This is a genomic window from Paenibacillus sp. N3.4 (assembly GCF_008017805.1).
Classification (GTDB): Bacteria; Bacillota; Bacilli; order Paenibacillales; family NBRC-103111; genus Paenibacillus_E.
Map to the genome: position 1 here is coordinate 1 of NZ_VRTT01000129.1, position 12055 is coordinate 12055.

Consider the following 12055-nt stretch of genomic DNA (forward strand, 5'->3'; position numbering starts at 1 on the left):
GCGGAACGCATCACGACAGAGACTTCAATGCAAGTCTAAATATTCTTGCCGAAGGCAAAAGACTGCTTACTGTGTAGTCACACTACACGAACTGTCGGAGCGACAGGGTTAGCTTGGTAAACTTCTCTTCGTTAGAAGAGACTACCCAAGAATCTCGTGACTTTAGTCATGAGAGGTTCAACAAATAGAAAGACATCTTGCAAAAATGGTGGAAATCTCAGGGAGTAAAAATAACTCCGTACAGTATGGGGAAGTGGTACCTCGTAAGGATTCAAATTCTATGAATCCAAAAGTGGATATTAAAATTTGAACACCTCACTGCTGTTCTATCGGGAATTTGGTGGATAACCAAAAATTGAGGCCGAAACTGCGTCAGTAAAGGGTATTCAGAGGCTCAAAGTGAACAAAAGTGAAGCGAATGCCCCCATCCCTGCTTTGAGGGGGGGGCGCTTAAAAGGCGTGAGGGTTTAAATCCTCCGACTGCATCCTAAAAAAAAGCCTGAAACTCCTTTGAATAGGGGTTCGGGTTTTTTTGTCTTTATGAGGAATTTGAATATACAATCCCGTCAAGCACTAATTTAGGTATAAAGACTAATTTTATATAAACATTACATAAAGATTACATAAGTTTTTGCAAGTTGCATTTACATGATGATTGTAATAGTTTAAAATAGTTCAAAAGTATCGGTATTTTTTATCGATTAATAAAGGATAATTAGGTAATTTGTCGTAAAGCAAGTGAGAATGATCTTATCTTAAAAAATAGGTAGGAGCTAAGAACCACCGAAAATTCGACATAAGGTAAGACGGAAACGATTAAAACAGAAGAAATGCAGCAAATTTTGGCTTAGAAGTGGCTCCAGTATCCACCCACAGGCTTGTTTTTCGTCCAAATGACAAAGATAGCGTTTTTTAATGAACGGAAGTCATTGCCGTACTTTCAAAGTCAATACTATATTACATAAATGTAAGCGCGATATCCAAATCACCGAATCTACCAAATCAAAACATAGTCAGGTGGTGCAGCATGGCACAGAATCAAGGATTTCTTATGCGAATTCGCCAGCGTTTATTTGGAAACCAAGCTAATGAAACAAAGTTGGAATTAGTGATAGAGAATCCTGATCAGTTACATGAAGAGGAAATGGTTCAAAGTACCGAAGGGATCGTTTTAGCCGAGCAATTACAGATGATTCGCATCGTTGATGAATACTCTGGGCAATTTGTGTTCCCAAGCATCCATGTGGAATCGTCATGGAATAAAGGTTTTGCCTTGCAAAACGAAGTTTTTGTCACGTTAGGCGATGAGCCCGTTTATCGCAGCAATATGGAAGTATTCTTTCAGGACTCGAAGACAGGGGAAAGAAAGATTGACTATCTCGTCAGTCTAGTCCGTTTCTCCAACGATCAATGGCGTGTCTTTCAAGTGAAAGAGGTGATGTCTTTACTGGATTAGTCTACTAATTTTGGGCTAAAAATAAGTGTATTTAAAACTCCAGAATACAGGGCCATTTTGCTATGAGGTAGGACTAATGGGATGCGAAATAAGGAAATTTCAGAGAAAACATTAGCGAAATATAAGATTATTTGTCGACATAGATAAAATTCACTATAAATAAGTAGTCCAATGGGTCCGATATAATAATATTGTGACCATTGATGTGTAGGATATATGAACCATACTTTTTGGTGTAGGAGCTGATAACTTGCTTTCGGCATGGAAACAGTGGACGAAAGTCTTAGTATCTCGTGAATCAGTGAGCACAAGAAAAACCATCCGTCTGATTAACCAAAAGTACGATCTGATGCGGTATATACCTGAATCTGAGCTCATGAAGCTAACGGAACGTCTCAGAGTTGAACTTGAGCAAAGTACTCCTCCCGATTATGTTCCTTATGTAGCTGTTGCTCTGGTTAAGGAAGCAGTCAGGCGTAAGATGGGACTGATCATGCATGACGAGCAGTTGCTAAGCGGTTACGAGATGATGCAGGGCAAAGTGGTTGAGATGTTGACTGGTGAAGGGAAGACGTTGGCTTCTTTGATTCCAGTCTTTTGGTACGGACTTCACAGCAAGGGTGTACATATGATTACGGTCAATCCTTATTTGGCCGAAAGGGATTATTTGCAGGCAAGAGATGTATGTCAAATACTGGGTATGTCGGTTGGTTTGAATCAAGCGGGACTGCATATTGAAGAAAAGCAGGCGGTATACAGGTGTGATGTAACTTACGGCACTTGGTCGGAATTTGGTTTTGACTATTTGCGGGATCATTTGGTGTTTGAACCATCCAAGCAAGTACAGCGTCCGCTAGCGTATGCGATCATTGATGAGATGGATAGTGTGCTCATAGATGAAGCAAAGACGCCTATGATCATTGCGGGTAAGACGAAAGCATCTCCGGATCTTTATTACATTTGTTCCCAATTTATCAGAGGCTTAAGAGAGCAAAGAGATTATGAGCGGGACGTCGAGACGAACCAAGTGATGTTTACCGAAGCGGGGATTCGGAAAATCGAAAAGATGTTCATGGTCGATAATTTGTTCGATTTGGAATATACAACTATATACCATTATTTGCTGCAAAGCTTGCGTGCTCATGTGTTGATGGAGGTTGACCGAGATTATTTGATCAAAGACGGAAAAGTGCAAATCATCGACTCCTATACGGGCCGAGTGATGGACGGGCGGGAATTCAGCGATGGTCTGCATCAAGCGATCGAAGTCAAGGAAGGGCTGTCAATCAGTGAAGAGACCCGATCCAATGCTTCAATTACAGTTCAGAAGTACTTTAGTCTTTATTCCCGATTAATCGGGATGTCCGGTACGATTCAGACGGATCGTGATGAGCTCAGACGTATTTACGGTTTGGATGTGCTGCCGATACCTACACATAAACCTAATGCCCGGAGAGATGCACCCGATCTCGTCTTTGCCAGCAAAGAGGCTAAGTATAAACGGTTAGTGGATGAGATTGCTGCTTTACATAATCAGGGTATCCCGATATTAGTAGGCACGACCACGGTTCAACAGTCGCAGGAACTGGCGGATCGCTTGTCAAAAGTCAATTTGCAATGCCGGGTGTTGAATGCGAAGACCGAGCGAGAAGAAGCAGAAATCATCAGTCATGCCGGATTGAAAGGAGGCATCACGATAGCCACCAATATGGCCGGACGCGGGGCTGATATACGCCTCGGCGAAGGTGTTGCTGAATTGGGAGGGCTGCATGTGATCGGACTCGAGAAGCATGAAAGCCGGAGGATTGATCTTCAACTCCGAGGACGATCGGGACGACAAGGAGACCCGGGTGCATCGCAATTTTTCATCTCGCTCGAAGATGATTTATTCCAACGCTATGCGGACGAAGAGGCTGAAGTTTGGCGTGACAAGTGGAAGTGGGGGGAGGAAGGCAATTCCTCCAAAGAGTTGTTGTATTTTGTGGAAATGGTTCAAAGACGGGCCGAGCAGCAAATGTACGAAATTCGATCTTTGGTTTATAAATTCGACTGCGTCGTACACCGGCAGCGGGAATGCTTCTATGCCCAGAGACAAGGAATTTTGTTGATGGAGCCGGTGGAAGAAGCCATTCTTCGTTCAGTTTCCTTTTGGATCAAGGATCGCGTGGAACGGTTTTGTCCCCCTGACCAGTTGCCGGAAGAATGGAAAGTGGAGCTGCTCAGACAGGAATTCGGGCTATCGTATCCCCTTGCGGTTACAGACTATATGACGCCAAAGGAAATGCTTCTGCAGGTGGAGCAGAGATGGGCGCAGGAATGGGCGGTATTCCTGGAGGCTCAGACACTGCAGCAGTGGCGTTCTGGTTGGCGGAATAAATATTTGCGTTTGATTGATGAATGTTGGTTGGATCACTTGGAACTGCTTGGCTTTATCAAGCAAGGCATTCATTACAGGGCATTGGAAAAACGGGACCCCGCTGAAGTTTATGAGATGGAGGCCTATCATCTGTACCTGAAGTTCGAGCGCAAATACCAACGTGCTCTCAGCAAGGGGCTGATTCAGGAGATGATAAGCCAAAAGTCCCTTCCACTTTACGGGACTGCATAAGCCATGTATGGTGCGACAAGGATGAAGTCAGGGTATTTGTTTATCTAACCCATATGCTGTCCATTCAAAACGCGCAGACAAATGCTTTTCCATATTGGAATTTATATGATCCCGTTGGGGGTCCCAGCTAATCGCGTATCCTTTTGTCGGAGTTTGTCATTTTCTGGTCATTAAGGTGTGTTATCGTTAATTTTATTAGGTCCCCCAAACTTCGATGAGCTAAGCGTCAAGCACTGATTTCGAGGGTAAGTCATTCTTTCACTAGGATTTAACATTCACCCATAAAATTTAATGGAGAAAAGAGGGTATTACCAAATGATGCAAAGAAGAAGTCTGATTCCAAAAAGCCATTAAGCAAAAGTATTGCCAAAGTTTTGACGGCAACCATGGCGGCCTCTACCGTTGTAGCGATTCTACCTGCAGATTTCACCAAAGCCGATATGTCCCAGGGCGGCAGCGTAACCGATGCCGTGTACAATCAGCCAGATGTTCCATCCACAAGTGTAACGGATGCGGTATATAAACCGATCGTTCTGCCTGTTCCGGTGATCGCTATACCGTCCGTACAGGCATTGGAAGCGGTACAAAATGCCAAATCCGCAGTGGAGCTGAAAACGGCTTTGACCGCAGCAGGGCTTGCTTTGAACTTGACGAGCTTCAACGCGTTGAGCCAGGAAGATCAAGTGGCAGCAGCAGAAGCGTTGCTAAGCCAGTCCACAGAGGGTTATACCGATACAGCAGCCGTACAGCAAGCCTTAAACAAGGTTGTTGCAGTTCAAAGAGACGTGGCGGCACTGCGTAATGCGGTTGCGGCAGTCAATTCGGCGGGTAGTGCGTCACAGATGCAAAGTGCCCTGGAAACGCCCTATTTGGGGCTTGTCATGATGAACTATAGAAAACTAAACGCTGAGGGCAAGCTTGCAGCAGCGGAAGCCGTACGTAAAGCTATTCCTACAGGCGGTTTCGTAAGCCGTACTGATATTCAGAAGGCGTTTAATACAGCCATCGCATCGGTTCATTCCTAAACGAAATAAATGGTTGTGTCAGCATGCGTCTAGACAGAGAAAATACGAATAACTAGTGACCCTGATCCGTTCTGATGTAGATATATTTTAGATGGAATAATGATAAACGGTAATATTTAACCAATACTGCATAAATGCGATAAAGAGAGGTAACGATGATATGTCGAAGAAAAAAAGCGACAAACAAAAGCCTTTAGCCAAAGGTATGGCTGCCGTACTGTCAGCCACGATAGCAGCTACATCAGTAGTTTCCGTACTGCCGGCTCAAGTGGTAAATGCGGACGAAGTCGCCGCCATTGCCGCAGTAAATGCTGCAACTAATGTTTCCGAAATGCAGGCTGCGCTTAATCGCGAGGACCTGGCTTTGAACCTTACAGGATACATCTCCTTGAGCAGCGTTGGAAAAGACGTTGTTGCTCAAAAATTAGTCAATTACCCCAATAAAAACGTCAACTTTGCTTCACAGCCAGCTATTCAGACGGCGTTGAACACAGAAGTTTCCGCTCGTCAAAACGAAGAGATTTTGCAAAAAGCCATTAGTGCCGTAAATTCATCGACTGGTGTAAATGACATGAGAACGGCTCTAGAAGATCCGGCGCTCGGTCTGATCCTGACAACTTACAATAACTTGAGTACGCCGGACGGTAAGCAGGCAGCGGCTCAGATGGTGCTGGATTATCGTCGGGGAATTGGCAGCTTCGCGAGCCAATCAGCTATCCAGAACCAATTTAATATCGCAGTACAAAATGTGTTGGATGCAGAAGCACTTGCCACTGCCGTAAATAATGTGAATACTGCCACGGATGCTGCATCGATGAGTATCGCTTTGGAAGATGCCTATCTTGGTCTGGTGCTGACTTCTTTCAATAACTTAAACGCTGCCAGTCAAGACTGGGTTGCCCTGCAAATGTTCACCTTTAAGCAAAGCGGCGCTTTTGCCAATAAGGCTGCAATTCAAACTAAGCTGAATGCCTATGTCAGCCAGAGGGCGCAATACGAGGCCTATGCGGCGGCTGTACTAGCTGTCAATAATGCAACGACGGCGGCTAATATACAATCCGCTTTTGAATCCTCTGATCTTGGCTTAAACCTGACTGAATATTACAAACTGACTGCAGCTCATAAGAATGCTGCTGCCCAGGCGCTTTTAAACTATAAAAATGCAAACGGCGGCCTTTTCGCTGATCAACCGAGCATTCAAACGGCTTTGGATACTGTTGTTCATACAGAGCAGGTGGCACAAGCGGTGGACGTGGTTAATGCAGCTGCGGACGTAAATAGTATAAAGAGCGCTTTGACATCCACGAAGTTAGGACTTACGCTTACAACCTTCAACGGCTTAGTGCTTGCTGACAAAAATGCAGTAGCCAACCTGGTTCTGACGAGCCGTGGCGGAGGTTTTGCGGATAAAGCGGCAGTTCAAACAGCACTTGATAGTGCGATTTCAACGAATGCGCCGATGGCGGCTGTCAACGGAGCCACCGATGTGAGTTCTGCGGAAGCAGTTCTTGGAAGCGGAGCGCTCGGTCTAGTCCAAGGGGTGTATGCCAATTGGAAGCAAGCGGACAAAACAGCCGTAGCGGCTGCAGTGATTGGAGCTCGTCCTGTAGACGGGTACGTGAATTTGGCAGCGGTGCAAGTAGCGTTTGATAATGCCATTACGGCACGCACGCCAGTTGCGGCAGTCAACAGCGCAGCTAATGCTACAGCTATTCAAGCTGCTTTAGAAAATGTAACACTAACGCTGAATTTAGGTGCCTATACAACTTGGAAAACGGAAGATAATAAAGCAGTTTCAGCAGCGGTATTTACAGCTCGTACGTCAGCAGGCTTTGCGGATTTAACGGCGATACAAAATGCTTTTAACACTGCTTTGACTAACCGTACGGCTATTGCTGCTGTGAACATCGCTCTGGATGTGCCAGCTATGCAAACTGCTTTAGAGAATGCGACTCTCACCTTAGGCGCTTACGCAACATGGATGGCAGCTGATAAAGCAGCAGTTTCAGCTGCTGTATTAACAGCCCTTCCTACTGGCGGTTATGTGGATAAAGTGGCTGTGCAGGCGGCGTTTGATACGGCTTTAGGATTACGTACGAAACTTGCGCAAGTGAATATTGCTTCGGATGCGGCTGCTATGCAGATTGCTTTGGATATTGTCGGTTTGGGTCTGAACAAGGGAGCCTCTTATGACTCTTGGCTCTCGGCAGATAAAGCCGCTGTTTCTGCAGCACTGCTGGCAGTGCGTCCTTCGAATAATGGCTTTGCAAATATTGCGGCTCTTCAAAGTGCTTTTGATACAGCTGTCAACAATGTTGCACCTATGGCTAACATTAATGGTGCAGGGAATGCTGGAGACATGCAAGACGCTTTGGAAGATGAGGATTTGGATCTAACTTTGAGTTTGGCATACACCTCTTTATCGCCTTCAAATCAGACGACCGTTGCGGGTTGGGTTCTGAACAACCGTCCGACCAGCGGCTATGTGGACAAGCTTGCGGTGCAGGCTGCGATGGATATGGCAGTGGCTCTTGAATACGTAAATATTGCTCCAAATGCTGCAACGATGCAAACGGCACTAGGAGACACAACGCTGAATTTGACGCAGGGCGCAGCATATCCGAATTGGACGGCAGCGGATAAAACGGCTGTAGCGGCTTCAGTTCTGTCAGCGCGTAGTACAGGCTATGCCGACAAAGCGGGCGTGCAAGCAGCGTTCGACGCAGCAGTTACGGTACGGACGCCGGTAGCCAACGTAAACGTTGCGGCAAATACGGCGGCGACACAAACAGCGCTTGAATCTACTGATCTGAACCTGATCAAGGGTGCATATGCGGGATGGACAACGGCGGATAAAACAGCTGTAGCGACACTAGTGCATGCAGGAGTGGGTACAGGCTATGCAGACAAAGCAGCCGTACAAGGGGCGTTCAACGCAGCAATATTAACGCGTACGCCTGTAGCGAATGTAAACGTGGCAACAGATACAGCGACAACGCAACTGGCGCTTGAAGATGCTACGTTGAGCTTGGCATTGGGCACATATACTGGCTGGAAAGCGGCGGATAAAACGGCTGTTGCGGCAACTGTGCATGCAGGAGTGGGTGCAGGCTATGCAGACAAAGCAACTTTACAAACGGCGTTCAATGCAGCTGTAGCTTTACGTTCGGCGGTAGCAGCGGTGAACTCAGCTGCAGATGCAGCAGCAACACAAACGGCGCTTGAGGCTGGTGCGTTGAACCTAACACAGGGCGTATATGCGAACTGGACGGCAGCGGATAAAACAGCTGTAGCGACACTAGTGCATGCAGGAGTGAGTACAGGCTATGCAGACAAAGCAGCTGTGCAAACAGCGTTCGACGCAGCAGTAGCTCTACGAACCGCTGTGGCAAATGTGAATACTGCATTGAATGCGGCGGCGACACAAGCAGCGCTTGAATCTGCTACTTTGAACCTGACACAGGGCGTGTATGCTGGCTGGACAGCGGCGGATAAAACGGCTGTTGCGGCAGCTGTGCATGCAGGAGTGGGTTCCGGCTATGCGGACAAACCAGCTGTACAAGCGGCGTTTAACGCAGCCATAACGGCGCGGACGGCAGTAGCAAAAGTGAATGTTGCGGCAAATGCGGCAGCAATGCGATCGGCGCTGGAAGACGGTTCGCTTGACTTGGACTTGACAGATTATAATCAGCTCCATGAGACAGATAAAATACTTGTGGCAGATCATGTGCGGAATCATCGTCCTCAAACCGGTTTTGTTGATGAAGATGCCATACAGGTGGCACTGGACAGCGCTATCTCCGAGGATGCCCCTATGGCTGCTGTTAATAATGCAGATGGTGCAACGAAAATGCAAACTGCTCTGGAGAATGTGGCCCTTGGACTTGATTTAGTTTTATACAATAGTTGGTCGGCCGCAGACAAAGCTGCGGTTTCAGAGGACGTGCTCGCAAACCTTCCGGACGATGGATATATAAACCAAGCGGCCGTACAAGCGGCATTCGGAGCAGCCTTAGTGGCACGGACGCCAGTAGCAAACGTAAACGTTGCAACTGAGGCGGCGACACAAGCGGCGCTTGAAGCCGGTGGGCTCAACTTGAACCTGGGTACTGTCTACCTATCTTGGACAACTGCTGATAAAACGGCTGTAGCGGCAGCTGTGCATGCAGGAGTGGGTGCAGGCTATGCGGACAAAGTTGCCGTACAAGCGGCATTCAATGTAGCGGTAACAGAACGTACGCCAGTAGCAGATGTGAATGTGGCGGCGAATGCGGCGGCAATGCAAGTGTCTTTGGAAGATGCTTCTTTGGACTTGGATTTATCAGCTTATGACACACTAAGTGCAGCAGATAAATTGCTTGTGGCAGATCATGTATTGAATCAACGCCCTACAACCGGCTTTGTAGATCAAACTGCCATACAGTTAGCGCTGGAGAACGCTATTGCTGAAGATGCGCCGATGGCCGCTGTGAATAATGCGATTAATGCAACCGCGATGGAAACTGCTCTGGAAGAAGTAGCTCTCGGACTTACATTGGGTGTTTACAATGGATGGTCGAACGCAGACAAAGCTGCGGTTTCAGCCGGGGTGTATGCAAACCGTCCTGGAACCGGATATGTAAACCAAGCAGCCGTACAAGCGGCATTTGATGCAGCTGTAACACTACGTACACCGGTAGCAAACGTAAACGTTGCAGTGGATGCGGCGGCGACACAAGCGGCGCTTGAAGCAAATGCGCTCAACTTGACGCTGGGCACCATCTACCTATCTTGGACAGCTGCGGATAAAACGGCTGTAGCGGTAGCTGTGCATACAGGAGTTGGTGCAGGCTATGCGGACAAAACAGCTGTACAAACGGCATTCAATTTGGCGGTAACTGCACGTACGCCTGTGGCAAACGTGAACGTAGCGGCCAATGCGGCGGCTACGCGAAGCGCGCTTGAAGCTATCCAACTTGGAATTGATTTATCTGTTTACAACACGTTAGGTAATGTGGACAAGCAGGAAACGTCCAATAAAGTATTTGTGGCTCGTCCGGGCACCGGCTTTGTGAATGCAGCAGAGATTCAAGCGGCGCTTGATCATGCATTAGAAGCAGGAGCGTTAAACCGTGATACAGCTGCGTTAGAAATTGGGTTCATTACTGGCGATGCCGCTAGCCATGTTACAGACAAGCTTACCCTTCCATTATTGGGAGTCGAGGGGTCGACGATTTCTTGGAGCACGGATATACAAGATGTAGTTGCTGCTGACGGTACGGTAACTCGTCCTGCTTACTTGGCAGGTGATGCTACTGTAACCCTGACAGCGACATTGACCAAAGATGGCGTCACGAAGACCAAAGAGTTTGTAGTCAAGGTAATCAAAAAAGCGATTACCGATAGTGAATCCGTAGCAGCTGACAAAGCAGCACTTGGTATCGTGTACACCGGCGCTGATGTGGCAGCTAGAGTAACACAAAACTTGACGCTTCCAACAGTAGGAACATATGGTACAACGATCACATGGGTATCTAACAATTCGGCAGTCGAAGTCAATGCGGCAACTGGTAAAGTAACTCGTCCGCTGAAAACAGCTAGCAATGAAGTGGTGACGCTGACTGCAACGATTACGATAAATGGCGTGCAGAGTACCAAAGTGTTTGAAGTGAACGTCCTTAAGGAAACGTCATTCAACAATATCGAATCGGTAGCAATAGATAAAGCAGCACTTGACATCGTTTATAGCGGAAGTGATAAAGCGGTCAGCGTAACACAGAACTTGACATTGCCAACAACGGGAACGAATGGAACGGATATCATATGGGTGTCCAGTGACTCGACAGTCATTACCGGAATGGTGAAGTGAAACGTCCGTTAAAGACGACCAGTGATAAATCGGTGACGTTGACGGCGACGATTAAGAAGGGTATTTCACAGGAAACCAAAGAATTTACCGTAAACGTCGTGAAGGAAACAACGTTCAACGAGGTAGAATCTGTGTCTGTGGACAAAGCGGCACTTGATATCGTTTATCTCGGCACCGATAAAGCAGCCAGTGTAACACAGAGCCTGACATTGGTGGAAAACGGAACGAATGGAACTAATATCGCATGGACGTCCAGTGACCTGACAGTCATTGCTCAAAACGGACAAGTGACCCGTCCGTTGAAGACGGCCAGTGATAAAGTAGTGACGTTGACAGCGACGATTAAGAAAGGTAATACGCAGGAAACGAAAGAATTTAAAGTAAACGTCTTGAAGGACACAACGTTCACCGAGTTAGAATCTGTGTCTGTAGACAAAGCTGCTCTTGATATCGTTTATCTCGGCACCGATAAAGCAGCTAGTGTAACACAGAGCCTGACATTGGTGGAAAACGGAACGAATGGAACGACCATCACATGGGTGTCAAGCCAACCAACCGTTGTTGCTACAACCGGAATGGTAAACCGTCCGTTGAAGACGTCTAACGATGAAGTGGTGACATTGACAGCGACGATTAAGAAAGGTAACACGCAGGAAACGAAAGAATTTAAAGTAAACGTCTTGAAGGAAACAACGTTTAGCGAAGCAGAATCCGTGTCAGTGGACAAAGCGGCGCTTGATATCGTTTATCATGGTACCGATAAAGCTGTTAGTGTAACACAGGACCTAACATTGCTGACATCAGGAACGAATGGAACGAATATCTCATGGGTGTCCAGTGATTCGACAGTAAATGCCTTAACCGGAAAGGTAACCCGTCCAGCGAAGACGGCTGCCGATAAATTGGACACCCATGAGATATTCGTTCCATTCGTTCCTATTTCCGGCAGAGTCAGGTTCTGCGTCACACTGGCTGCTTTATCGGTACCTCTATAACCGATATCAAGTGCCGCTTTATCTACAGACACAGATTCCGCATCACTAAACGATGTTTCCTTCACGACGTTATGGTAAATCTTTCGTTTCCTCGAAGTACCCTCGTAATCGTCTGCTGTCATG

The 12055-nt window shown here is 47.0% G+C and carries 4 protein-coding genes and 3 pseudogenes; 6 read left to right on the forward strand and 1 reads right to left on the reverse strand.

What is annotated here, in order from left to right; all coding sequences use genetic code 11:
• Window positions 1-1027 precede the first annotated feature (1027 nt).
• From FU659_RS33275 to FU659_RS39240, 6 genes and pseudogenes are all read left to right on the forward strand, one after another.
• Window positions 1028-1456, forward strand: a complete 429-nt coding sequence (locus tag FU659_RS33275) for a hypothetical protein (RefSeq protein ID WP_147951459.1) — start codon at window positions 1028-1030, stop codon at window positions 1454-1456.
• 250 nt (window positions 1457-1706) lie between these two features.
• Window positions 1707-4064 carry a preprotein translocase subunit SecA gene (locus FU659_RS33280; protein ID WP_147951460.1) on the forward strand — a complete coding sequence of 786 codons (2358 nt, stop codon included), beginning with the start codon at window positions 1707-1709 and terminating at the stop codon, window positions 4062-4064.
• Between the two features lie 374 nt (window positions 4065-4438).
• Entirely contained in the window at window positions 4439-5089 is a 651-nt protein-coding gene (locus tag FU659_RS33285; RefSeq protein ID WP_147951461.1) for a hypothetical protein, read from the forward strand.
• Between the two features lie 4495 nt (window positions 5090-9584).
• A pseudogene (locus FU659_RS39230) lies at window positions 9585-10445 on the forward strand (immunoglobulin-like domain-containing protein); the annotation flags it as partial.
• 18 nt (window positions 10446-10463) lie between these two features.
• A pseudogene (locus tag FU659_RS39235) lies at window positions 10464-11611 on the forward strand (immunoglobulin-like domain-containing protein); the annotation flags it as partial.
• A 45-nt stretch (window positions 11612-11656) separates the two neighbouring features.
• Window positions 11657-11932 (forward strand): immunoglobulin-like domain-containing protein, encoded by a 276-nt coding sequence (locus FU659_RS39240; protein ID WP_397357090.1) that lies wholly within the window; start codon window positions 11657-11659, stop codon window positions 11930-11932.
• Here FU659_RS39240 and FU659_RS39245 read toward each other — a convergent pair.
• A pseudogene (locus FU659_RS39245) lies at window positions 11860-12054 on the reverse strand (immunoglobulin-like domain-containing protein); the annotation flags it as partial. The gene FU659_RS39240 and the pseudogene FU659_RS39245 sit on opposite strands and share 73 nt — an antisense overlap.
• Between the last annotated feature and the right edge of the window lies 1 nt (window position 12055).

What these genes read in the sequence shown, in the direction of transcription:
- FU659_RS33275 (WP_147951459.1), top strand. Translation starts at nt 1,028, where the DNA reads ATGGCACAGAATCAAGGATTTCTTATGCGAATTCGCCAGCGTTTATTT.